This window comes from Cupriavidus gilardii (assembly GCF_017598945.1).
Classification (GTDB): domain Bacteria; phylum Pseudomonadota; class Gammaproteobacteria; order Burkholderiales; family Burkholderiaceae; genus Cupriavidus; species Cupriavidus gilardii_E.
On sequence record NZ_JAGFTW010000057.1, the window covers coordinates 19,772 to 42,471 of the forward strand.

General features: G+C 67.4%; 19 protein-coding genes. 10 read left to right on the top strand and 9 right to left on the bottom strand.

All coding sequences use genetic code 11. The features are described from left to right. Positions 1-17: 17 nt before the first annotated feature. Positions 18-1,016, bottom strand: a complete 999-nt coding sequence (locus J5T34_RS20805) for a tripartite tricarboxylate transporter substrate binding protein (RefSeq protein ID WP_208582652.1) — start codon at positions 1,014-1,016, stop codon at positions 18-20. 34 nt (positions 1,017-1,050) lie between these two features. Continuing rightward, a complete protein-coding gene (locus tag J5T34_RS20810) occupies positions 1,051-2,265 on the bottom strand; it encodes a CaiB/BaiF CoA transferase family protein (RefSeq protein WP_208582654.1) in 1,215 nt (404 codons plus the stop codon). A 119-nt stretch (positions 2,266-2,384) separates the two neighbouring features. Between J5T34_RS20810 and J5T34_RS20815 the strand changes: the two genes are divergently transcribed. Beyond that, positions 2,385-3,287: a LysR family transcriptional regulator gene (locus tag J5T34_RS20815; RefSeq protein WP_208582657.1), complete on the top strand. Its 903-nt coding sequence runs from the start codon at positions 2,385-2,387 to the stop codon at positions 3,285-3,287. Here the strand turns inward: J5T34_RS20815 and J5T34_RS20820 are convergent. Together J5T34_RS20820 and J5T34_RS20825 are read right to left on the bottom strand one after the other, a co-directional pair. Beyond that, on the bottom strand, positions 3,241-4,821 hold the full coding sequence (locus J5T34_RS20820; RefSeq protein ID WP_208582659.1) for a UdgX family uracil-DNA binding protein: 1,581 nt from the start codon (positions 4,819-4,821) through the stop codon (positions 3,241-3,243). The genes J5T34_RS20815 and J5T34_RS20820 overlap by 47 nt on opposite strands. After that, positions 4,818-6,029 (bottom strand): putative DNA modification/repair radical SAM protein, encoded by a 1,212-nt coding sequence (locus tag J5T34_RS20825; RefSeq protein WP_208582660.1) that lies wholly within the window; start codon positions 6,027-6,029, stop codon positions 4,818-4,820. The genes J5T34_RS20820 and J5T34_RS20825 overlap by 4 nt, the downstream gene beginning before the upstream one ends. A 177-nt stretch (positions 6,030-6,206) precedes the next feature. On the opposite strand from J5T34_RS20825, the gene J5T34_RS20830 reads away from it, so the two are divergent. Next, positions 6,207-7,172 (top strand): SOS response-associated peptidase family protein, encoded by a 966-nt coding sequence (locus tag J5T34_RS20830; protein WP_208582662.1) that lies wholly within the window; start codon positions 6,207-6,209, stop codon positions 7,170-7,172. Positions 7,173-7,183: 11 nt separating this feature from the next. On the opposite strand, the gene J5T34_RS20835 is transcribed toward J5T34_RS20830, so the two are convergent. Next, positions 7,184-8,710 (bottom strand): Fic family protein, encoded by a 1,527-nt coding sequence (locus J5T34_RS20835; protein WP_208582664.1) that lies wholly within the window; start codon positions 8,708-8,710, stop codon positions 7,184-7,186. A gap of 211 nt (positions 8,711-8,921) precedes the next feature. Continuing rightward, positions 8,922-10,001: a VWA domain-containing protein gene (locus J5T34_RS20840; RefSeq protein ID WP_208582666.1), complete on the bottom strand. Its 1,080-nt coding sequence runs from the start codon at positions 9,999-10,001 to the stop codon at positions 8,922-8,924. A gap of 69 nt (positions 10,002-10,070) precedes the next feature. Between J5T34_RS20840 and J5T34_RS20845 the strand changes: the two genes are divergently transcribed. From J5T34_RS20845 to J5T34_RS20860, 4 genes are all read left to right on the top strand, one after another. Beyond that, positions 10,071-10,997 carry a S1C family serine protease gene (locus J5T34_RS20845; protein WP_208582668.1) on the top strand — a complete coding sequence of 309 codons (927 nt, stop codon included), beginning with the start codon at positions 10,071-10,073 and terminating at the stop codon, positions 10,995-10,997. A 62-nt stretch (positions 10,998-11,059) separates the two neighbouring features. Then, the gene (locus J5T34_RS20850; RefSeq protein ID WP_208582670.1) at positions 11,060-12,073 is read left to right on the top strand and encodes an AAA family ATPase; all 1,014 of its coding nucleotides are present in this window, start codon (positions 11,060-11,062) and stop codon (positions 12,071-12,073) included. Further along, entirely contained in the window at positions 12,051-13,139 is a 1,089-nt protein-coding gene (locus J5T34_RS20855; RefSeq protein ID WP_208582672.1) for a DUF58 domain-containing protein, read from the top strand. The genes J5T34_RS20850 and J5T34_RS20855 overlap by 23 nt, the downstream gene beginning before the upstream one ends. Further along, positions 13,136-14,269: a vWA domain-containing protein gene (locus tag J5T34_RS20860; protein ID WP_208582707.1), complete on the top strand. Its 1,134-nt coding sequence runs from the start codon at positions 13,136-13,138 to the stop codon at positions 14,267-14,269. Before J5T34_RS20855 ends, J5T34_RS20860 begins: the two co-directional genes overlap by 4 nt. A 12-nt stretch (positions 14,270-14,281) precedes the next feature. Here the strand turns inward: J5T34_RS20860 and J5T34_RS20865 are convergent, their stop codons facing one another. Further along, positions 14,282-14,950, bottom strand: coding sequence for a GntR family transcriptional regulator (locus tag J5T34_RS20865; protein WP_208582674.1), 669 nt, complete (start codon positions 14,948-14,950; stop codon positions 14,282-14,284). A 380-nt stretch (positions 14,951-15,330) separates the two neighbouring features. Between J5T34_RS20865 and J5T34_RS20870 the strand changes: the two genes are divergently transcribed. Genes J5T34_RS20870 through J5T34_RS20885 form a run of 4 tightly spaced genes read left to right on the top strand, consistent with a single transcriptional unit; the run spans position 15,331 to position 20,809 of the window. Continuing rightward, the gene (locus J5T34_RS20870) at positions 15,331-16,578 is read left to right on the top strand and encodes an MFS transporter (RefSeq protein ID WP_208582677.1); all 1,248 of its coding nucleotides are present in this window, start codon (positions 15,331-15,333) and stop codon (positions 16,576-16,578) included. A gap of 12 nt (positions 16,579-16,590) precedes the next feature. Next, positions 16,591-17,346 (top strand): LamB/YcsF family protein, encoded by a 756-nt coding sequence (locus J5T34_RS20875; protein ID WP_208582679.1) that lies wholly within the window; start codon positions 16,591-16,593, stop codon positions 17,344-17,346. A gap of 37 nt (positions 17,347-17,383) precedes the next feature. Further along, the gene (locus J5T34_RS20880; RefSeq protein WP_208582681.1) at positions 17,384-19,030 is read left to right on the top strand and encodes a 5-oxoprolinase/urea amidolyase family protein; all 1,647 of its coding nucleotides are present in this window, start codon (positions 17,384-17,386) and stop codon (positions 19,028-19,030) included. A 48-nt stretch (positions 19,031-19,078) separates the two neighbouring features. Beyond that, complete coding sequence (locus tag J5T34_RS20885; protein ID WP_208582683.1) at positions 19,079-20,809, top strand: acetyl/propionyl/methylcrotonyl-CoA carboxylase subunit alpha; 1,731 nt, start codon at positions 19,079-19,081, stop codon at positions 20,807-20,809. Between the two features lie 31 nt (positions 20,810-20,840). Here J5T34_RS20885 and J5T34_RS20890 read toward each other — a convergent pair whose 3' ends face one another. After that, positions 20,841-21,965: an alkene reductase gene (locus J5T34_RS20890; protein WP_208582685.1), complete on the bottom strand. Its 1,125-nt coding sequence runs from the start codon at positions 21,963-21,965 to the stop codon at positions 20,841-20,843. A 129-nt stretch (positions 21,966-22,094) separates the two neighbouring features. Beyond that, positions 22,095-22,682: a TetR/AcrR family transcriptional regulator gene (locus tag J5T34_RS20895; protein ID WP_208582687.1), complete on the bottom strand. Its 588-nt coding sequence runs from the start codon at positions 22,680-22,682 to the stop codon at positions 22,095-22,097. Between the last annotated feature and the right edge of the window lie 18 nt (positions 22,683-22,700).

Consider the following 22,700-nt stretch of genomic DNA (forward strand, 5'->3'; position numbering starts at 1 on the left):
TGCTTACGTGACGCCGCTTACGTCGCGCTGATGCCCTTTGCCTTGACGATGGCGCTCCAGCGGTCGTAGTCCTTGTTGAGCCGCGCCTGCATCTGCTTGCTGTCCTGGAACGATGCGATTGCGCCGGCCGTCACCAGCTTCTGCTGCAGCTCCTTGTCGTTGGACAGGATGTCGCGCGTTTCGCTGGCGATCCGCTCGACGATCGGCTGCGGCGTATTCAGCGGCGCAATCAGGCCGCCCCACGAGTCGAAGTCGAAGCCGCGGAAGCCTTGCTCGGAGATCGTCTTCACGCCCGGCAGCAGGAGCTTGGCATTGGGCGAGCTCAGCGCGATCGCCTTGAGCTTGCCGGCGCGGATATGAGGCAGTGCCGCGACGACATCGGCGAACATCGTGCCGACCTGGCCGCCGAGCAGATCGGCGACCGCCGGCGCGCTGCCGCGGTAAGGCACGTGCAGCATGTCGAAGCCGCCGAGGTCCTTGAGCTGCTCCATCGCCAGATGGCCGAAGCTGCCGGTACCGGAGCTGGTGTAGTTCAGCGGCGTCTTGCTGGCCTTGGCAAAGCGGATCAGGTCCGCCAGCGTCTCGACGCCCGGCACCACGTTCGGATTGATGACGATGGCCATCGGCAGCACGTAGACGGTGGCGACGGACTGGAAGTCCTTCTTCACGTCATACGCGTTGTTGTTGTACATCAGCGGGGCCAGCAGGGCCGGCATGCCGAACATCGACAGGTTGTGCCCGTCCGGCGCGCTCTTGATGAAGCTGGCGGTGCCGATCGAGCCGGAGGCGCCCGGCTTGTTTTCGATGATGACCTGCTGAGCGAGGCGCTCGGAGAGCTTCTGCGCCACGATGCGCGCGGCGGTATCGGTCGGCCCCCCGGCGGGGAAGGCCACCACCATCTTGATGATCTTGTCGGGCCAGCCGTTTTTGGCGAGGGCGGCGGGCATCATCGCCGCGAGCGAGGCGGCAGCGCCCGCCTGGAGCATCTGGCGGCGGCTGAAGGTCGGCTTGTTCATGGGTCTTGTCTCCGTCTATTGAAAATGTCTTCGGTCAGATGACGCCGCGGGCCCGCAGGTCCGCGAGCTGTGCATCGTCCAGCTGCAGCAGTTCGCGGAAGACTTCCTGCGTGTGCTCGCCCATATGCGGCGGCGGCATGCGCACCGGCATGCGCTGGCCGTCGATCGCATACGGCGGTGCCAGCACCGCCTGCGTGCCGGCCTCGCTGTCCTCGTAGCGATGCAGCAGACCGGCCTGCGCGGTGCGCTGCGATTGCAGGGCCTCGAACATGCCCAGCACTTCGCCGCAGGGAATCTGCGCGGCGGCAAGGCGCTGCAGCAGGTCCGCGCGCGTGAACTGGCGCAGCGCTTCGCGCAATTGCGGCAGCAGGATGTCGCGATGCTGCGAGCGCGCCGTATTGGTGGCGAAGCGTTCGTCCTCGGCCCACTCGGGGCGGCCGATCACGTCGCGGCAGAATCGCTGGAATTGCCCGTTGTTGCCGACCGTGATCACCAACGGACCATCGGCGGCATCGAACACGCCGTAGGGCACGATGGACGGATGCGCATTGCCGAACTTGGCCGGGTCTTCGCCCTGCAGCAGGGCCTCCATGCCGTAGTACGAGGTAATCATCAGGCCGCAGTCGTACAGGGCCATCTGCACATGGCGCCCGCGTCCGGTCGATTGCCGCGCATACAACGCGGCCAGGATGGCCTGCGCGGAATACATGCCGGTGAACATGTCCACCGCGGCCACGCCGAATTTCAACGGGCCCTGTCCAGCCTCGCCATTGGTCGCCATCACACCGGCCTCGCCCTGCACGACCAGGTCGTAGCCCGGCCGTTCGGCCTCGGGCGTGAAGCGCGCATAGCCGGAGATCGAGCAGTACACCAGACGGGGATTGAGCGCCGCCAGTTGCTCGTAGCCCAGGCCCAGCTTTTCCGCGCCGCCGACCTTGAAGTTCTGGATCACCACATCGCTGCGCGCGGCCAGTTCTCGGGCCAGCTTCAGTCCGTCTTCGCTCTGCAGGTCCAGCGTGACCGAGCGCTTGTTGCGGTTGGCGCTGTTGAAGTACGAGGTATTGCGCGTGCCGATCCGCAGGCCCCAGTCGCGGGTGTCGTCGCCGCGCGCGGGGTGCTCGACCTTGATGACGTCGGCGCCGAGGTCGGCCAGCGCCATCGCGCACATCGGCCCCGCCAGCACGCGCGACAGGTCCAGTACCCGCACGCCGGCCAGCGGCAGCGATGCGCCCTTGTTTTCCTGATGCATTCAGCAGCGTCCCGTTCGGGGACGTCCGGTTGATTTCGGTCAGCGCAGATTGTCTATATGTTGATAAAGATTGACAATTGCAACGGAAAATCAACATAGATGACAACTTGGGGTTGACAATGGATTTGAGCGCGCTGTCGTTGCTGGTCGACATCATCGATGCCGGCAACCTGAGTCGGGCCGCGAGGCAGCTGGGCATGAGCCGGGCCAACGTCAGCAAGCGCCTGAACCATTTCGAGCGGCAGTTGGGTGCGGAACTGCTCCGGCGCAGCACCCGCCAGCTCGAACCGACCGAACTGGGCCGGCAGCTCTACGAACACGGCCGCGCGATCCGGCAGGAATTGATGGCGGCGCGGGAGTCCGTACAAAGCCTGGGCAAGCGGCTCGGCGGTACGGTGCGCCTCGCCGTGCCCAGCGGCTTCGGCCAGCACACGATGTCGGCATGGTTCATCGAATTCATGCGGATGTATCCGGCCATCACGCTGAACGTGATCTTCGACAACGACATCGAGGACCTGATCAAGGGCGCAGTGGACTTTTCCATCCGCGTGATGGGCGAGACGCCGACCAATGCGGTGGCGCGCAGCCTGGGGGACATCGAGTACGTTGCCTGCGCGACGCCGGAGCTGGCCCGCGAGGTCGGCATGCCGCGCTCGCTCGAGCAGTTCCGGGACCTGCCGCTGATCACCTCGGAATTGACCGGCGAGCGGCTGCGGCTGGCCGGGCTGGCGGGAACGGCAGGCGGGCAGCCGCACATCCGCCCTAGGCTGATGTCGGCCAACTTCTTCTTCCTGCGCGACGCGATTCTTCAGGGAATCGGCGTGGGACTGGTGCCGCAGTACATGGTCGCCAGCGACCTGGCCGCCGGGACCCTGGTGCGTTTGCCATTGCCGGCGCGAGACCTGGCGTTCCTGCGGACCACGATGTATCTGCTCTACATGCCGGCCCGCTACCAGACGCGCGCCGTGTCGACGCTCATTGCGTTTCTGCAGCAGAAGGCGACGGCGGCGATGGCGGGGTAGCCGCCGTGGCGAGTTCGCGGCTCCGCGCGATGGCCTGCCCGATGGCCGAGACGATGTCCTCGCGCTCGGCCGGGTCATCGACGCGCAGAGCATAGGACGGGTGCCAGGTCGCCACCAGCCAGGCATCGCCAAGTTGCACCGGCGCGTTCAGGTAGTCCTGCAGGCTCGCCTTTCGGCCGAGGATCGCGCCCAGCGCGGTCGCGCCCAACGTGACGATGACCGCCGGCCGAACCCGCGCCCGTTCCTCCTCGAGCCAATGGGCGCACGCCTCGACCTCGCGCTGGGCTGGCGTCTTGTGCAGCCGCCGCTTGCCGCGCGCGATCCATTTGAAGTGCTTGACCGCATTGGTGACGAACACCGACTCGGGCGGCACGCCGGCGCGGCGCATCGCCTCGTCGAGCACCTTGCCGGCCGGTCCGACGAAGGCGCGGCCGGCCAGATCTTCGTGGTCGCCGGGCTGTTCGCCAATCAGCATGATGCGAGCCGTTTCCGGGCCGTGGCCCGGCACGGCCTGGGTGGCATGGCGCCAGAGCTCGCACCGGCGGCATTGGTCCAGCGAAGAGGGCGGCGGCCGCAGCGGCTGCGCGTCCTGGGCATCGACCGCAACCGCCTTGCCCTTCATGCTGCCGACCGCGCCCGCCTGCGCGACGCGGCGCGCGCCGGTTCTTGCCTCGGCGATCATCGCCGGTATCAGCCGTCCCTCCGGGAGCCCCCTCCAGAAGCGCACCGGCATGTGCTGCTCCAGCGCGGCTTCGTTCAGGCGTGCCGGATTGAAGATGCTGCGGTAATAGGCGAGCCACAGCGGCTCGATGTCGTCGCCTGCCGCGCCGGAGCGCAGCGCGGCGACATCGGCGCCGGCGACCGCGTCGACCACTGCATCGGCCGGGGTATCGGACAACTGCAACGTGTGGCCGTCCCACAGCGCCGCGCCCTGCGGCGTGCCGATCCACCACGACGCTCTGCCCATGCGCCGCGCGAAGTGGTCCGCGGCATCGGCCAGCACGTCGTGCTCGGGCTCATACCAGGCGAGGTACTCCGGTATCCCTTGGCCGCTGCGCCGATGGAAACGCACGTACGCGATCATGTCGTGATGGGCGCGCCGCACCGACTTGGCCATCGCCTGCAGCCGCGCGCCGTCTTCGTCGGCGGGCGAGACCACCGCCCGATCGCCCTGGCACCATCGCCACAGCACCCGATACAGCAAGGCCCAGCGTTGCGGCGAGCGATAGCGCGCCGCTTCCTGCAGCAGGGCGGCCAATGCCTTGGAGACGCGGACCTGCGGGGCGGCATCCGGGGTATTCGGCGGCAACGCGGATACCGCCGACGCCGCATCATCGCCAGGGACCGGCGCCGCAGGGGCGGCCGGCGCGTCGAGCAGCATCAGCTGTTGCGTACCGGCACCACCGGCCGAACCCCGCTCCACCCATGTGATCGTCTCCGGCGGCCGGCCCGCGGCCAGCGCCCGCAAGGCCTCCGCGCGCCAGCCGGCGTAGCCGCCTTCGACCACCAGCGCGGACGAGCCTGCGCCGCTCATAGCAAGGGCAACTGCACGGGCGCCGGAGACAGCGCCCGCCGCAACTGTTCCGACGGCCGGTCCGCCAGCGCCGGCCGGTAGTCCTGCACCACGATGAAAGGCTTGACCTTGTCCATCGGGCAGCGCAGGCGCACCAGGTCCTGATAGCGGATCGCGCGCGAGCGCCGCAGCTCCACCAGCCGCTTTGCGTTGCGCATGCCGATGCCGGGCACCCGGGAGATCAAGGCCTGCGGTGCGCGGTTCAAGTCGACGGGAAAGGACTCGCGATGGGCCAACGCCCAGCCCAGCTTCGGGTCGATGTCCAGCGGCAGGTCGCCGCCGACCTGGAACAGCTCCTCGGCCTGAAAGCCGTAGCCGCGCATCAGGAAGTCCGCCTGATACAGCCGATGCTCGCGCATCAGCGGCGGCGCCTGCGCAGGCAGGCCGGAGGGGCTGTCGGGAATCGGGCTGAACGCCGAGTAATACACCCGCTTGAGCTTGTACGCGCCGTACAGCGTCTGGGCCGTCTGCAGGATGGTGCGGTCGTCGGCGTCGTCCGCGCCCACGATCATCTGCGTGCTTTGCCCGGCCGGCGCGCGCCCCGGCGCCTGCTTGTCGCTCTCCGCCTCTTCCTGCGCGAGGCGGATCGAACCCATGGCGCGCTTGATCGTGTGCGCGCTCTTCTCCGGCGCCAGCCGCTGCAGGCCGCCGTCGGTGGGCAGTTCGATGTTGACGCTGAGCCGGTCGGCATACTGGCCGGCCTGCGAGATCAGCCGAGGATCGGCGTCCGGAATCGTCTTCAGATGGATATAGCCGCGGAACTGGTGTTCGTCCCGCAGCGAGCGCGCCACTTGGACCAGCTGCTCCATCGTGTAGTCGGCGCTGCGGATGATGCCGGAGCTGAGGAAGAGCCCGTCGATATAGTTGCGCCGGTAGAAGTCCAGCGTCAGGTCGACCACCTCGCGCGGCGAGAAGCGCGCCCGGGGGACGTTGCTGGAGCGCCGGTTCACGCAGTACTGGCAGTCGTACTGGCAGAAGTTTGTCAGCAGGATCTTGAGCAGCGAGACGCAGCGCCCGTCGGGCGTGAAGCTGTGGCAGATGCCGGCCCCGGTACTGGCGCCCAGGCCGCCCTTGCCGCGCGAATCCCGTTTGGGCGCGCCGCTGCTGGCGCACGAGGCGTCGTACTTGGCGGCGTCAGCCAGGATTTCCAGCTTGGTGAGCAGTTCCATCGGCGGAGAGATACTGTATGGATGTACAGTATTATAGGCCGCATCGCGCTGGCGAGCGGTTTTCTGGGGCGAAGGCGACTGTGGCGGGCCGGGACCGACCCTCGGCGCAATACCGATGTCCGGCCGCACGCAAGCCTGCCAGGATGACGCAATCGTGGGCGCCACAGGGAGAGTCCGATGTGCTACGCGGCGCAGATCAAGGCCGACTTCAGGAAATTCACGCGCGAGTACGGCGCGTTGATGAATCTTCACCAGTTCTTCGAACTGTTCTGGCAGAAGCGCAAGAACCAGGAATGGCAAAAGCTGCCCAAGGCGATGCGCATGGCGTTCGCGCAGGCCGGCTCGGACGAGGAGCGCGATCTCGCCGCACTGGTCGCCGCGGGCGACCGCGAACAGGCGAACGCATTGGAGGCGGAGCTGTTCCGCCAGAAGGCGCGCCTGGCCGAAGCGGAACGCGGGCTGGCCGGGCGGCCTACGCGCAAGGCCGAGAACGAGCTGCGCATCGCCACCGACAAGATCGCCCGGCTGCAGCAGAACCTTGCCGACCTGCAACGCGCCGCGCCGACCGCGGAGGACGCCATGATCTTCCCGGGTTATTACGCCCCTGTGATGATCGTGATGGAGGGCCGGCGCGCGATCGTGCCGATGCGCTACCGCTGCCGGTTGCCGGGCTGGGACGTTGCCATGGAGAGAAAAAAGCCGGGGACGTACAACGCGCGGCGCGACAGTCTCGACAATGCGTGGCGCCAGCTGTTCGGCTATCGCCACGGCATCCTGCCGATCCGGGCTTTTCATGAGCACGTGGCCCGGCATCGGCTGGAACACCGCGAGCTCGGCCCGGACGAGAAGGAGCAGAGCGTCGTGCTGGAGTTCCGTCCCGAACCGCCGCAGGATCTACTGATCGCCTGCCTGTGGTCGCACCACAAGGGCGAGGGCGGCGAGCCGGATCTCTATTCGTTTGCCGCAATTACCGACGAGCCCCCGCCGGAAGTCGCGGCGGCCGGCCACGATCGCTGCGTCATCCCGATCAAGCCGCGGAACGTCGACGCCTGGCTCAATCCCGATCCCGGCAATCTCGCCGCGCTACACGCCATCCTGGATGACCGCGAGCGGCCGTTCTTCGAGTATCGGCTGGCGGCCTAGCGCGGGGGGGCTTAGCCGGACTTGCCGAAGGCGTTGAGGTACGCGTCGAACTCGTCGCGAACGATGCCTTCTATCCGTTCGACTTCATCGTCCGTCAGGTCTTCGAAGAGCTTGCGCCTTCGCTTCGATAATTCTCCGTGGTTCTGCACGATCAGGTCGATGAGATTGGAAAGTCGCGACTGCGGCAGATCGAGCCAGCTTTCGATGCGGACCAGGCTGGCGTCATAGGCTCGAAGATATTGGATCTCCTGCGCAAGATCGTGCTCGACGCATTGCTCGATACACCGGAAGACAAACTCGCACAGCGTTGTCGCATCGAATGACGCATACAGCCAATACGGCTGAGGCGACTTGATCAGAATCGTGTCGCTGTCAGCGTCCAATGCGTAATTGATCAGCGCGGTGCGCGGTGCCGAGTAGGCTTTCAGCAAGCCGGCATAGGTGTCGATCTCCTTGAGCATGCGCGCGGAGATGGGCAGCACGACGCCTTCAGGGGTGACCCCGGCCTGCCGAAGCAGGTGATGGATCAGGAAGCGGTGCAGGCGCCCATTGCCATCGTAGAAGGGGTGAGCAAACACGAAACCGAACGATGCGCAGGTGGCCACGACGATCGGATGGACAGCTCGGGTCTGGATCAGGCTGGCCACCTGCGAAATGCCCTCCATCATTGCGTCAAGCTGCTCGGGACTCGGGGGAATATAGTCGGCCATATTCCGCATGCGCCCGCCGCGCGAAAGCCAGTTTTGACGGTCGCGATAAGAGAATTCGCTGCGTCGGCCGGAGATGATCTCGTTTTGCCATTCGCATAGCTGCTGCTCGGTCAACGGTCCCGGCGCGCCGGCAAACTGCAGCAAACGACGGAACTTGGCCACGCGCTGGTTATCGGGCACCTCTTGTTCGATCGAGTAGGTCGAACGGGTCTCGGCGAGATACAGATAGTCGACCGCCCGGGCCAGCACCTCCGGCTCGAGGCGCTCGATCGCTGCGGCGACCTTGTTCGGCAAGTCAGAGGCGATCCATGCCGACAGTTCGTCGGTGCGTCGCACCAACGGGCAGAATGCCGGCGGTCCGAGATGGTTGTTGTGGATGCCGAACTGCGGATCCGTCTTGACTGGGCCGGTGATATACGCGCCTTCGTCGAGGGTCGGAATACGAGGCGTGCCGACAGGCACGTTGTAGTCGAACTGGACGCCGGCAAGCCATTTGGCGTAGAAGCCGCTCAAGCGCGCATAGCGCGACGTAGGGGCGGCTCGGAGCCATTCCTGCACGGCGTCGATGGCTTCCCGGTGCTCGAACAATGCCGCCAGGACGGTCAGGTCCAACTGCTCCTTCTTCAGCGCAAAGAGGAGGTGGTCGACGATCGAGTCGCCGCCGCGGTATCGGTTCCGCGGGTAGATCACGCGAGTGGTGCCGTCGGGGCCGGTGTGTCTGGTCAACACGCCCGTCTTGTCGGCCAGTTCATAGGTCGAGCGCAGCGGCGGCACGCGCAGATCGAACTTCTGAACCAGTGCTTTGTAGCCGAGTGATGTAAGTGCCATTTCGCGCGATACAAATTTAAGGTCATTTGCTCGCGCAGCTTACCAAACCTTCTACTGGACTTACCAGAACATCTATTTTTGGCCCTCTCTCTTACCATTTCATCTACGGCGGATGCCCGCGGGCCTGCCAACTTACCCATCTCTCTACTGGCTTTACCTATTTATCTACCCAGCGCACTGCGTCTTACCATTTCCTCTACATCCCCACGCCTCAGCGCCGGAACCACAGAATCGACAGCACGCTAGCCGCCATCAGCAATACTACCGCCGCGCCCGCAAACAACGCTCCCACCTCGGTTTCCCTGCGCTCCAGCGCAAAACGCGAGCTGAGCTGGCGATAGACCTGGCTCAGGTCGGCTTCGGAGCCCGCGTGGAAATACTCGCCGCCCGTGATCTTGGCCACCGCGCGCAACGCGGGTTCATCGAGCTGCATGTAGTAAGACATGGTCTGTCCGCCGCCCGTGCCGTCCTGCGGCGAGCCGAATCCGACCGTATAGACGCGCACGCCGCGCTCGGCGGCCATGCGGGCCGCGATGACCGGATCGGGACCGGTGGTGCGCCGGCCATCGCTGAGCAGGATCACCGCGCCGTGCCGGTAGGAGCCGGGCTCGGCCGCGGGCCGTTCTTCCCGCCTGGCTCGCTTCTCGCGGTTGCGGGCCGCGTCCGCGGCGGCCGCTTCGTCCAGCGATCGGCCAGGATTCTCGAACTGCTCCGACGCGCTGCCGAACAGCACCGCCTCCAGGTCGATCCCGTCGTCCGGGAACAGCACGGCCAGCGCCTCGATCAATCCGCTGCCCGTCGCGGTGCCGCGCTGAAGCTGGAAGCGCTCGATCGCTTCGAGCATGTCCTGCCGGTTGTCGGTCGGGCTGAGCACCACCGAAGCGGTGGCGGCAAACGACACGATGCCCAGGCGCACGTTGGCGGGCAGCCCGGTCACGAGGTTGGTGGCGGCCTGCTGGGCGGCGGCGATGCGTGTCGGCGAGACATCGGTCGCTTCCATGCTGCGCGAGACGTCCATGGCCAGCACCAGGGTGATGGTGTCGGCCGGCAGCGTGATGGTGGCGCTGGGGCGCGCGCAGGCAAGCAGCGCGGTGCCGAGCGACAACAGGAACAGCAGCGGAGGGACGTGGCGCCGAAGCCATTGGCGAGGACCGAGCGCCGCACGGGGCAGGGCGAGACTGGCGTAGAGCAGCGCGGATTTCCTGCGCCGGGCGAGCACATGGAAATAAGCTGCAGCCAGTACGGGGAGCACAAGCAGCAGCCAGAGCATTTGAGGCCAGAGAAACTGCATGCCCTGCTCCTTGGCGCGTCGTTAAGAACGATGGTACTGTAGTTTCCGGCGCGTGAACTCGGGGCGGCGATGAAACGGGTGACGATCTACGGTGGAGCCTTGGCGGCGATCGCACTCGTCTTCGCTGCGGGCGTGGGTTCTGCCTGGCTGTTGCAGCCGAAACAACGCGCATTGACGCAGTCGGACATCGACTCTGCGGTGCTCCACACGCTCCATACCAAGGACCTGCCGTCGCGCGCCGCACGCGCGGCCGAGGCGGTTCGCCAGTCGGTGGTCGAGGTCCGGGCCTATCCTGGCGCCGAGCCCGCCGCGGATAAACCCCGCGCCGACAAGGCCGGACGCGATCGCGCGGCCAAGCCGCCGCCCGAGTCCTCGGCGCCTTCCCGGCGCGCCCCGCGCGACGAAACCGCCAAAGGCAAGCCGCCCGGCGACAAGAGCGCGCCGGAGACCTTGCCCGACGGCCGGCACATCGGCACCGGCGTGGTCGTCACCGAGAGCGGCGTCATCATCACCAACTATCACGTCGTCGCCGGGGCGCGGCGCGTCGAGGTCCGATTCCACGATGGGCATACCGCCGAGGCGGCCCTGCTGCAGGCCGTCCCGGAAAAAGACCTCGCCATCCTGCAGCCCAAATCGATTCCCGACGACCTGCCGCCCGCGACGCTCGGCTCCAGCCGCGAGCTGGCGCCCGGCAGCGAAGTGGTGGCGGTCGGTTTCCCGTTCGGCATCGGGCCGTCGGTGACGGCCGGCGTGGTGTCCGGGCTCGACCGCCAGTTCGTGTCGCCGGACGACAAGCAGCGGCTGGACAAGCTGATCCAGTTCGATGCCGCGGCCAATCCCGGCAACTCGGGCGGACCGCTGGTCAACATGAAGGGCGAGGTGGTGGGCATCGTCACGGCCATCCTCAATCCCAACCAGAGCGGCAATTTTCTTGGGATCGGTTTCGCCATCACCATCGAGAGCGCGGGCGGTTCCGTCGGCGCTTCGCCGTTCTAGACGACGACTTCAGACCAAGACTCCAGACGAACACGCCAGACGAATACGAAAGCGAGAGGCCCATGAACGACCAAGCCCGGGAAGCCATCGAAACCGCCAACCTGATGGAACGCCTGCTGTACGAGGTCAAGCGCGTAGTGGTGGGACAGGACCATTTTCTGGAACGGGTGCTGGTGGCGATTCTCGCCGGCGGCCATTTGCTGGTGGAAGGCGTGCCGGGGCTGGCCAAGACGCTGACCGTCAATACGCTGGCGCGGACCATGCGCGGCACGTTCAAGCGCATCCAGTTCACGCCCGACCTGCTGCCCGCCGACCTGGTCGGCACGCGCATGTATCACCAGGGGACCGGCGAGTTCTCCACGGTGCGGGGGCCCGTCTTCGCCAATCTGCTGCTGGCCGACGAGATCAACCGCGCGCCGGCCAAGGTGCAGAGCGCCCTGCTCGAGGTGATGCAGGAAAAGCAGGTCACCATCGCCGGCGAAACCCACCGGGTGCCGATGCCGTTCCTGGTGATGGCCACGCAGAACCCGATCGAGACCGAAGGCACCTATCCGTTGCCGGAGGCGCAGGTCGACCGTTTCATGATGAAGGTGCTGGTCGGCTATCCGAGCGAGGACGAAGAGGTGGTGATCGTCAACCGCGTGACCGGTCCGCGGATCGACGTCAGTCCGATCGCCACGCCGGAACAACTGGCCGAGCTGCAGGAAGAGTGCCGCAACGTGTATGTCGATCCGGGGCTGATCCAGTACGCGGTGCGCGTGGTGGCGGCCACCCGCAAACCGGCGAGCTACGGGCTCGACGATCTCGATCGGTACGTGACCTTCGGCGCCAGCCCGCGCGCGACCATCGGGCTGATCGAAGGCGCGCGTGCGCTGGCGCTGCTGCGAGGCCGGCACTACGCGGTGCCGGAGGACGTGATCGACCTCGTTCCGGACGTATTGCGCCATCGGCTGTCGCTGTCCTACGAGGCCATGTCCGACGGCGTCACCGCCGATGCGCTGATCGGCCGCATCGTGCAGGCCATGCCGGTCCCCGAGCGTCCGCTGGAATCCCATGTTCGGGCGGCTGCGCGCTAGGCGCCGGACCGGCCCGGAGGCCGCTTCCGGGCGCGCTGCCACGCCGGGCGCGCCGCGCGGTGTCGGTGCCGGCCGCACCGACGCGTTGTTGCGCCGCATGGAATGGACGGTGGTGCGCCGCCTCGACGGCATGCTGCAGGGCGACTACCGCACGCTGTTTCGCGGCTTCGGACTGGACCTGGCCGACCTGCGCGAATACCAGCCCGGCGACGACGTCCGCCACATCGACTGGAACGTGACCGCCCGGCTGCAGACGCCGCATGTGCGGATGTTCCAGGAGGACCGCGAGATCGCGGCCTGGTTTCTGCTCGATCTGAGCGGCTCGGTGGAATTCGGCTCGGGCGAGGTCCGCAAGCGCGATCTGCTCAGCGATTTCACTACCGTGATGGCGCTGCTGCTGACCCGCTACGGCAACCGCGTCGGCGCCGTGCTCTACAACGGGGCCGCCGACATGACGGCGTCGGCGGTGCCCGCGCGTGCGGGGCGCCGGCAACTGCTGCACCTGCTCGATCGCATGCATGCGACGCCTGCCGCCTCGCCGGGTACAACACGGCTGCGCGAGCTGCTCGATCACGCGCGGGCGGTGGCCAGGCGGCGTTCGGTGCTGTTCGTCGTCTCGGACTTCATCAGCGACCCGGGTTGGCAGGCGTCGCTCGCCATGTTGGCCAGGCGCCATGAAGTTATCGCCGTGCGGCTGGTCGATCCGCTGGAGCGGGCGCTGCCCGATCTGGGTTTGTTGGTGATGCAGGACGCCGAAACCGGCGAGCAGATGTTCGTCGACACCCACGACCCGGTCTTTCGCAAGCGCTTCGCCGCGGCCGCGCAGGCGCGCGAAGAGGAACTGCGGCTGGGCTTTGCGCGCGCCGGCGTGGATTGCCTGACGCTGTCGACCGACGCTCGCCTCGATCTGGCCCTGCTGGCGTTCTCGCGGCAGCGGCGTCATCGGCAAGGAACGGCGAAGGGGGTAGTGAATCCGGCGGCCAGTCCAGCCGGGACGTTGGCACAGAAGGCGGCAAAGACGGCGCCACCGAAAGGCGCAGGAAAGGGGGCCGCATGGACGGCGTGAGCGACGCGATCGCGCGCCTTCCCGCCATCAGCTTCCTGTGGCCAAGGATGCTGTGGTTGCTGCTGCTGATCCCCTTGCTGGCCGCCGCCTACCTGTGGCTGGATACGCGCCGCCGGCGCGCGGCGGTGCACTATCCGGCGCTGAAGACCGTGGGCTTCGCCAACCGCGGCGTCGCGGGCTGGCGCCGGCACGCGTCCCCCATCCTGATGTTGCTGGCGTTGGCGGCATTGATCGTCGCCCTCTCGCGTCCCCATGCGCTGTTGGTGCTGCCCTCGCGCATCGAAACGGTGATGCTGGTGATCGACCTGTCCGGCAGCATGCGCGCGAAGGACGTGCAACCGAACCGGCTGCGCGCCGCGCAACACGCCGCCAAGGGCTTGCTCGACGCAAAACCGGCCGGCGTCAGCGTCGGCCTGGTCGCGATGGCGGGGACTTCGGCCGTGGCGCAGGCCCCGAGCCGTAGAAAGCAGGACGTGACCACGGCGATCGATCGGCTGCAGCCGCAGGGCGGCACCGCGCTGGGCAATGGCCTGCTGATTGCGCTGACGGCGCTGCGGCCGCAAGCGACCGAGGACGCCGCGCGGCTGATGGAGGGCGACGCCTCGCCGCTGAAAAAGCCGGGCCCGCCGAGCAGTCCGTTCGGCGCATCGGGAGGGCCACAGGGCGGAGGCCAAGGCGGCGGGCAAGGAGCAGGGCAAAACGCGGCCGACGCCGAGGGCGCCGCCCCCGGCTCCTATGCCGCCGGCGCGATCGTCGTGTTCTCCGACGGCGAAAGCAACGCCGGTCCGACCGCCATACAGGCGGCCGAGCTTGCCGCCGCCTACGGCGTGCGCGTCTATACCGTGGGCGTCGGCACGACCCAGGGTGTCGTGCTGTCGGCCGACGGCTGGTCGGCGCGCGTCAAGCTGGATGAGGCCGTGCTGAAGCAGGTTGCCGATACCACCGGGGCCGAATACTTCCGTCTGGAGGACGCCGCCAGATTGAAGCAGGTGTATCGGGCGATCAACGCCAAGCTGACGCTCGGCAAGACCGAGCAGGCCGAAATCACCGCGCTGTTCGCCGCGCTCGGCGCGGTGCTCGCGGCCGGGGCCGCGCTGCTGTCGCTGTGGTGGTTCGGGCGGGTGCTGTAGCGTCGCCCGCGCTCAGCGCCCCTTGAAGACCGGGTGCCGCGCGCAGGCCGACAGCACGATGCGCTCGGACTGCACCAGATAGTCGTTCAGCGCCTGCGCACACTCGGCGAGCTTGCCCGACTCGAACAGCTGCAGGATCTGCTGGTTCAGCTCGACATAGGGACCGTGCAGGAATTCCGGGTCCTGCAGCATGCCGAACGCGAGCCGCAACTCGGCCAGCAGGTGGGAAAACATCACGTTCAGCCGCTCGCTGTCCGCCAGTTCCACGATGGCCATGTGGAACTCCATGTTGGCGGTGCCCGCGCCCTGCCAGTCGGCGTTGTCGCGGCAGCGCAGTCCGGCCTCCACCGCCTGGCGCATGTGTTTTCTGGCCGGATGGCTGGGATAGGCCTGCGCGATCGCCTGGCATTCGATCAGGCGGCGCACGCGGTAGATATCGATGATCGACGCAATGCTCGGAATGGCCACCGCCACGCCGCGGTTCGGCTCGTGCTTGAGCAGGCCTTCCTTGGTCAGCACGCGGAACGTCTCGCGCAGCGTATTGCGCGAGATCTGCAGGCTTTCGCTGAGCGCGGCTTCCGACAGCCGCTGCCCGGGCGCGAAGTCGCCATGCAGGATGCGCTGGCGAATCTGTTCGGTGACCCGCTCGGCCAGGTTTTTTACGTCAGAACTGGTTGTCATGTTTGCTGCAAGGAAGGTCGGGACGACGGTCGACCGGGCCTGGACGAGGCGCCTGCGAATGCCGCCGCGGGATGTTACCCCACCTCTGTTCAACAATATGCACGAGATTGGTGCGACGCCCCGGGGCAGACGCACGGCTAGGTGTATACCAGAATCGATCCTGCTTACTGATTGTTGAACAATCACGGCACGGTGGTTGAGTAAAGACGTGCATATCCATCAACATGACATGTGGCTTGCCAAACGGCGCTGCGGTGGAGGGGCGGCCGGCTGGCGGTCTCGCGCGATCCCGCTCACACCCCCGACGTCGCCGCGACGTTGCCGTGAACCGTGCGGCGAGCCTTCCCCACGCAGTGTCGTTATCCCGAGTGAGCGCAACCATGTGGCTAAAAGAAACAACGCAGGCAGAGCGCAAGACGCTCTTTGCCGCCTTCGTCGGCTATGGGGTCGATGCCTTCGACTACATGATCTACACCTTCATGATTCCCACCTTCATCCTGGTGTGGGGCATGACCAAGGCCCAGGCCGGCTATATCGCCACGGGCGCGCTGATCAGTTCGGCGATCGGCGGCTGGCTGGCCGGCATCCTGGCCGACAAGTACGGCCGCGTGCGGGTGCTGCAGCTGACCGTGCTGTGGTTCAGCTTCTTCACGTTTCTCAGCGGCTTCACGCAGTCGCCCGAGCAGTTGTTCGTGACCCGCATGCTGCAGGGGCTCGGATTCGGCGGTGAATGGTCGGTCGGCTCCGTGCTGATTGCCGAGATGATCCGGGCTCGCCATCGCGGCAAGGCGGTCGGGCTGGTGCAGAGCAGCTGGGCGGTCGGCTGGGGGCTGTCGGCGGTGGCCTTCTGGGCGGTCTATGCGATGTTCGAGCAGCAATACGCGTGGCGCGTGCTGTTCTGGATCGGCGTGCTGCCGGCGGTCTTCATCCTCTATATCCGCCGCAACATCAGCGAGCCGGAGGTGTATCGGGAGACCAAGGCCAAGCTCGCCGTCACCGGGCAAAGCAACAACTTCATGCTGATCTTCAAGCCCGGCGTGCTGCGCGTGACCGTGCTGGCGAGCCTGCTGGCCACCGGCATGCAGGGCGCCTACTACTCGGTGACGACCTGGCTGCCGACCTACCTGAAGATGGAGCGCAATCTGTCGGTGCTGAACACCAGCGGCTACCTGATGGTGCTGATCGCGGGCTCCTTCGCCGGCTATCTGACCAGCGCCTGGCTGTCCGATCGGCTGGGACGCCGGCGGTGCTTCATGCTGTTCGCGGTCAGCGCCGCGATTCTGGTGATCTGCTACACCCAGTTGCCGATCACCGATGCCGCGATGCTGGTGCTGGGTTTCCCGCTGGGCTTCTTCCTGTCGGGCATCTTCTCCGGCATGGGCGCCTATCTGACCGAGCTGTATCCAAGCCATATCCGCGGCTCCGGCCAGGGCTTCTGCTACAACTTCGGGCGTGCCGTCGGCTCGGTGTTCCCCGCGATGATCGGGCATATGGGCGCGACAATGTCGCTCGGTGTCGCGATCGGCTATCTCGCCGCCGGTGCCTACGGGCTGGTCGTGGTCGCCTGCCTGCTGTTGCCCGAGACGCAGGGGCGCGAACTGCTGGGCGAAGCCGAGCCCGCGCACTGAGGGTTGGATGCCATGCAAATCGATCTGAACAGCGATCTGGGTGAGAGCTTTGGCGCCTGGCGCATGGGCAACGATGCCGCGATGCTGGACATCGTCAGCAGCGCCAACGTGGCCTGCGGTTTTCATGCCGGCGATCCGGCCGGCATCCTGCAGACGCTGAAGGCCGCCAAGGCGCGCGACGTCGCCGTGGGCGCCCATGTCTCGTATCCGGACCTGCAAGGATTCGGCCGTCGCAATATGGACATTGCCAGCGACGACCTGATCGCCGACGTGATTTACCAGATCAGCGCGCTGGCCGGGATGGCGGCGACGGTCGGCACGACGGTGCGCTACGTCAAGCCGCACGGCGCGCTGTACAACACCATCGCCAGCGACGAGCGCCAGGCGCGCGACGTGATCACCGCGATTCGCGCGGTCAATCCCGAGCTGGCGCTGGTCGCGCTGGCGGGCTCGCCGCTGGTCGGCTGGGCGCGCGAAGCCGGCCTGCGCGTCATTGCGGAAGCCTTTGCCGATCGCGCCTACACGCCGCAGGGCACGCTGGTGTCTCGCCGCGAGAAGGGCGCGGTGCTGCACGACGCAGCCGAGGTCGCCGAGCGGATGTTGCGGCTGGTGCGGGAGGGCACGGTGCGCGCCATCGACGGCAGCGTGGCCCGCATCGAGGCGCAATCGATCTGCGTGCATGGCGACAGCGACGGCGCGCTGGAAATGGCGCGCGCCGTGCGCGATGCGCTGGAGCGCGACGGCGTCAAGGTCTGCGCGTTCGCCTGAACGCGCAGCGCTGGATCTGGCATTTGCGGAGTTCGATTTGCGTTTCCTCCCCGTTTCCCTGAACGCGCTGCTGGTCGAGCTGGCCGATCTGGACCAGACGCTGGCACTACTGGCCTCGCTGCAGCGCGATCCTGTGCACGGCGTGGCGGAGCTTGTGCCCGCCGCCCGCACGATTCTCGTGCACTACCGGCCCTGGGCGACCAGCGCTGCCGCATTGGTCCGCGCGATTGCCGGGCGCGATCTGTCGCAGCGTGTCGAGCGCAGCAATACGCTGATCGAGATCCCGGTGCGCTATGACGGCGAGGATCTGGCCGAGGTGGCGCAGTGGCTGGGCATCACGCCCGCAGAAGTCGTGCGCCGCCACACCGGCAGCGAATACACCGTCGCCTTCACCGGCTTCGCCCCCGGCTTTGCCTATCTGAGCGGCGGCCACCCGTCGTTGGACGTACCGCGCCGCCGTACGCCGCGCACGCAGATTCCGGCCGGCGCCGTGGGTCTCGCCGGTACCTTCAGCGGCGTGTATCCGAAGGCCAGTCCCGGCGGCTGGCAGATCATCGGCACGACGCCGGTGCCGATGTGGGACCTGGGCCGCGAGCAACCGGCGCTGCTGCAGCCCGGTTATCGCGTGCGCTTTGTCGATATGGCGGCTGTGGGTGGTGACTGGGAAGCCTCCTTCGGCACGGCCACGGGCGGCCGCGCGGAGGGGGCCGGAAGCGGCGCTGTGCCGGCAGTCGACCCGCATGGGCAGCAGAGCAGGGCGGCCAGCACCGCCGCGCTCAAGGTCAAGGGCACCGGATTGCTGACGGTGTTCCAGGATCTGGGCCGCCACGGACAGGCGGGGCAGGGCGTATCGGCCTCCGGCGCGCTGGACCAGGCGGCGTTGAGGACGGCCAATCGCCTGGTCGGCAATCGCAGCGACAGTGCCGCGCTCGAAACCGTCGGCGGCGGTCTGCAATTGCAGAGCCAGGGCGACACCGTGCTTGCCGTCACCGGTGCCGATGCGCCGCTGACCCTCCGTACCGCAGACGGCCGGCAGTGGAACGTGCCGACGCATCAGGCCGTGGCCCTGGCCGATGGCGACACGCTGAGCCTTGGCCAGCCGGTCGCCGGCGCCCGCTGCTATATCGCGGCACGCGGCGGCTTTGCCGTTGCGCCGGTGCTCGGCAGCTGCGCCACCGACACGCTCGCCGGAATCGGGCCGTCGCCGTTGGCCGTCGGCGATGTGTTGGGTGTATTGCCCGCGCCCGCCGGCGCCGTGGTCGGCATGCCCGAGCAGCCCGCCGCCGACCTGCCGACGGTCGATCGGGACGTCGTACTGGACGTGGTGCTGGGCCCGCGCACCGACTGGTTCACACCCGAGTCGGTCGCGCGGCTGGCCGCGCAGCGCTGGCAGGTCACGCCGCAGTCCAACCGCGTGGGTTTGCGGCTGACTGGCGAGGTCCCGCTGGAACGCGCCATCACCGGCGAGCTGCCCAGCGAAGGTACGGTGCTGGGCGCGCTGCAGGTGCCCCCCAGCGGACAACCGATCCTGTTCCTGGCCGACCATCCGCTGACCGGGGGCTATCCCGTGATCGGCGCCGTGGCGCCTTACCACCTCGATCGTGCGGGCCAGATTCCGGTCGGCGCGTGGCTGCGCTTCAACCCGATCGGCCCCTTCCAAGCACTGCCACCGTCTGCCGACTGAGCGGCCCACCGAGATTTCCGCACCGAGATTTCCGCACCGAGATTCGCGATGAAGAAAGTCCTGATTGCCAACCGTGGCGAGATCGCCGTCCGCATCATCCGCGCCTGCGCCGACTACGGCGTCGGCTCGGTCGCCGTGTATGCCAACGCCGATATCGACGCGATGCACGCGCGCCTGGCCGACGAGGCGTACGGCCTGGACGGCGACCGTCCGGCCGAGACCTATCTGAACATGCCGAAGCTGCTCGATATCGCCCGCCGCAGCGGCGCCGATGCCGTGCATCCCGGCTACGGCTTTCTGTCGGAGAGCGAGGCGTTCGCGCAGGCCGTCATCGATGCCGGCCTGACGTGGATCGGCCCGTCACCGGCCACCATCGCCCGGCTCGGCGACAAGGTGCAGGCGCGCAAGATTGCGCTGCAGGTCGGCGCTCCGCTGGTCGCCGGCACGGCCGAGCCGGTGGCCGATGCGAACGAGGTGCTGGCCTTCGCCGAACGGCATGGTCTGCCGATCATCATCAAGGCGGCCTTCGGTGGCGGTGGCCGCGGCATGAAGATCGCGTGGCGCATGGACGAGGTCGAGGAGCTGTACGCATCGGCCGTGCGCGAGGCGGTGACCGCCTTCGGCCGCGGCGAATGTTTCGTCGAGCAATTCCTCGACAAGCCGCGCCATATCGAAGCGCAGGTCCTGGCCGACCGGCACGGCCATGTGGTCGTGCTGGGAACCCGCGATTGCTCGCTGCAACGCCGGAACCAGAAGCTCGTCGAAGAAGCGCCGGCACCGTTCCTGACCGATGAACAGCGCGCACGGATTCACGCGGCGGCGCGGGACATCTGCGCGGCCGCGGGCTATACCAGCGCCGGCACGGTGGAATTCCTGCTCAGCGCCACCGGTGCGATCTCGTTCCTCGAGGTCAACACGCGGCTGCAGGTCGAACACCCGGTGACCGAGCAGACCACGGGCGTCGATCTGGTCGTCGAGCAACTGCGCGTGGCCGATGGCCTGCCGCTGTCGATCACCGACACGCCGGCGCCGCTGGGGCACGCCATCGAGTTCCGCATCAATGCCGAGGACGTGGGCCGGGGCTTCCTGCCTGCGCCCGGGCCGGTGCAGCGCTTCGACGCGCCGTCCGGGCCCGGTGTGCGCGTCGACTCCGGCGTCCAGTCGGGCTCGGTGGTGCCGGGTACGTTCGATTCGCTGATGGCCAAGCTGATCGTGACCGGTGCCACGCGCGAACAGGCGCTGGCGCGCGCCCGTCGGGCGCTGCGCGAATTCCGGATCGAGGGCGTGGCATCGGTGCTGCCATTCCATCGCGCCGTGATAGACCACCCGGATTTCCTGGGGACGGACGGCTTCAAGGTCCACACGCGCTGGATCGAGTCCGATTTCGCCGAGCCCCTTGCCGCGGCCGCCCGCGCGCAGCCGCAGCAGGACGACAGCCTGCTGCGCACCGCGATCGAGGTCGACGGCCGCCGCATGGTGCTGGGCGTGCCGGCGCAATGGCTCCGTGGCCTGGCCAACGCGCCGGCGGCTGGCGAAGCGGAAAAACCGGCTCAGGCGGCCGCAACCAACCCCGCCGAGTTGCCGTCACCGATCGCGGGCACCGTGCAAGCGTGGAAGGTGGCGGTCGGCGACGAGGTCAAGGAAGGCGACCTGATCGCGGTGATGGAGGCGATGAAGATGGAGATGCAGGTTCACGCGCATCGCGATGGCCGCGTAACGTGGCAGGCCAGCGCGGGCACGTTCCTGACGGCAGGTGCGCGGCTGGCCGAGATCGCCTGAGTTCGTTCAGCCTCGTTCAAGGTAGTCCGGTTCAGGCTGCTGAGCTTGCCGCGTACCCGGCGTACTCGGGATAGTCGGTGTAGCCCGCGGCGCCCCCGCCGAAATAGCTGGCCCGGTTGCCGGGATGGAGCGGCAGGTCGTGGCGCAGCCGCCAGGGCAGGTCGGGATTGGCGATAAAGCTGCGGCCAAAGCCGATCAGGTCGGCCCAACCCCTGGCGAGCGCCTCCTCGGCACGCGCCTTGTTGTAGTTGCCCGAGTAGATCAGCGTGCCGGGGTAGACCTCGCGCAGCGCCTCCTTGAAGGCGGCGGGCATCACCGGCGCGTCTTCCCAATCGGCTTCCGCGATGTGGATATAGGCCACGCCAATCTTGCCCAGCGCATGCGCCGCGGCGAGGTAGGTGGCTTGCGGCGTGTCGTCGATCGCGCCCTGCAGCGTGGTCAGCGGGGCCAGGCGTACGCCGATGCGATCCGTGCCGACGACGTCGGTCACGGCCTGCGCCACCTCCTTCAGAAAGCGCAGCCGGTTGTGCAGCGAGCCGCCGTATTCGTCGGTGCGCGCATTGGCCTGCGAATCGATGAACTGATTGATCAGATAACCGTTGGCGCCATGCAGCTCGACACCGTCGAAGCCCGCCTCGAGCGCATTGCGCGCGGCGTGCGCGTAGTCGCGCACGATGCCATGGATCTCCGGGATCGACAGCGCGCGCGGCGTCGAGTGCTGGACCATCGCCCCGGCACCGCCGGCGGGCCCCTTGCCATCGACATCGATAAAGACCTTGACCCCTTCGGCCACCAGCGCCGACGAGGACACCGGCGCGGCATTGCCCGGCTGCAGCGACGTGTGCGAGACGCGGCCGACATGCCACAGCTGCGCAAACATGGCGCCGCCGGCGGCATGCACGGCGTCGGTGACCTTGCGCCAGCCCGCCACCTGTTCGGGCGTATAGATGCCGGGTGTCCAGGCATAGCCCTGACCCTGCTGGCTGATCTGCGTGCCTTCGGAAATGATCAGTCCGGCCGAAGCGCGCTGGCGGTAATACTCGGCCATCAGGTCGGTGGCCACGCCGCCATCGCCCGCCCGCGAGCGGGTCATCGGCGGCATCACGATACGGTTTGCCGTGGTCAGATGGCCAAGGCGATAGGGCGTAAACAGCATGGGGTCCTCACGGTTGCGGATTCCGGATCGGCGCGGCCATGGGCCATGCCGATCTCGCGATGCGACGATTGTGGGGATCCCGGCGGTCTGGAAAAACCCGCCATTCGGCAAATGATTCTTGCGTAACGATCAAGGGTTGCCGCTGGTCCCTTGCAGGGAAGGCGCCCCCGCGCCTTGCAGAAAGGCCCGTTCCGCCAGCCCCGCCAGACCTGCCCGCGCAATGCGGCCGCGCCGCTCGCCATCGAGCAGCCCGATCAGCACCGACGCCCAGATTTCGGTCAGCGCCTGGGCGGTGATGTCGATGCGGAAGACGCCTTGCTGTTGTCCGCGCAGAAAGAAGGCGTCGAGCTTGCCTTCCCAGTCGGTCTGCCAATCCGACGACACGCCGGAGACAACCTCTCGCCAGTAGTAGATCAGGAATGCGGCCACCTCCCGCTGCTCGACCATGTTGGCGTTCAGGCGTCGCAGCGCGGCAAGGGGAGAAGGATCGTCCAGTCCCGCCGACTGGATGACTTCGGCCAGCACGCGGACGCAATGGTCGATCAGACGGGAAATCAATTGGTCCCGGGTACGGCAGAAGCGATACAGGGTTGCCTTGCTGATGCCGACGGCTTTGGCCAGGTCCTGCAAGGTGCCGCGCGGTTGGTCGACCAGGGCGAGCGCCAGGGCGGCGAGGAGTCGGCTGTTGTCTTCGGTAGATGCGGTGGCAGCCGTCATGACGGTGTGGGATTCACT

Excerpts from the sequence above, each read along its gene's own strand:
- J5T34_RS20805 (WP_208582652.1), bottom strand. The coding sequence starts at position 1,016 with ATGAACAAGCCGACCTTCAGCCGCCGCCAGATGCTCCAGGCGGGCGCT.
- J5T34_RS20810 (WP_208582654.1), bottom strand. The coding sequence starts at position 2,265 with ATGCATCAGGAAAACAAGGGCGCATCGCTGCCGCTGGCCGGCGTGCGG.
- J5T34_RS20815 (WP_208582657.1), top strand. The coding sequence starts at position 2,385 with ATGGATTTGAGCGCGCTGTCGTTGCTGGTCGACATCATCGATGCCGGC.
- J5T34_RS20820 (WP_208582659.1), bottom strand. The coding sequence starts at position 4,821 with ATGAGCGGCGCAGGCTCGTCCGCGCTGGTGGTCGAAGGCGGCTACGCC.
- J5T34_RS20825 (WP_208582660.1), bottom strand. The coding sequence starts at position 6,029 with ATGGAACTGCTCACCAAGCTGGAAATCCTGGCTGACGCCGCCAAGTAC.
- J5T34_RS20830 (WP_208582662.1), top strand. The coding sequence starts at position 6,207 with ATGTGCTACGCGGCGCAGATCAAGGCCGACTTCAGGAAATTCACGCGC.
- J5T34_RS20835 (WP_208582664.1), bottom strand. The coding sequence starts at position 8,710 with ATGGCACTTACATCACTCGGCTACAAAGCACTGGTTCAGAAGTTCGAT.
- J5T34_RS20840 (WP_208582666.1), bottom strand. The coding sequence starts at position 10,001 with ATGCAGTTTCTCTGGCCTCAAATGCTCTGGCTGCTGCTTGTGCTCCCC.
- J5T34_RS20845 (WP_208582668.1), top strand. The coding sequence starts at position 10,071 with ATGAAACGGGTGACGATCTACGGTGGAGCCTTGGCGGCGATCGCACTC.
- J5T34_RS20850 (WP_208582670.1), top strand. The coding sequence starts at position 11,060 with ATGAACGACCAAGCCCGGGAAGCCATCGAAACCGCCAACCTGATGGAA.
- J5T34_RS20855 (WP_208582672.1), top strand. The coding sequence starts at position 12,051 with ATGTTCGGGCGGCTGCGCGCTAGGCGCCGGACCGGCCCGGAGGCCGCT.
- J5T34_RS20865 (WP_208582674.1), bottom strand. The coding sequence starts at position 14,950 with ATGACAACCAGTTCTGACGTAAAAAACCTGGCCGAGCGGGTCACCGAA.
- J5T34_RS20870 (WP_208582677.1), top strand. The coding sequence starts at position 15,331 with ATGTGGCTAAAAGAAACAACGCAGGCAGAGCGCAAGACGCTCTTTGCC.
- J5T34_RS20875 (WP_208582679.1), top strand. The coding sequence starts at position 16,591 with ATGCAAATCGATCTGAACAGCGATCTGGGTGAGAGCTTTGGCGCCTGG.
- J5T34_RS20885 (WP_208582683.1), top strand. The coding sequence starts at position 19,079 with ATGAAGAAAGTCCTGATTGCCAACCGTGGCGAGATCGCCGTCCGCATC.
- J5T34_RS20890 (WP_208582685.1), bottom strand. The coding sequence starts at position 21,965 with ATGCTGTTTACGCCCTATCGCCTTGGCCATCTGACCACGGCAAACCGT.
- J5T34_RS20895 (WP_208582687.1), bottom strand. The coding sequence starts at position 22,682 with ATGACGGCTGCCACCGCATCTACCGAAGACAACAGCCGACTCCTCGCC.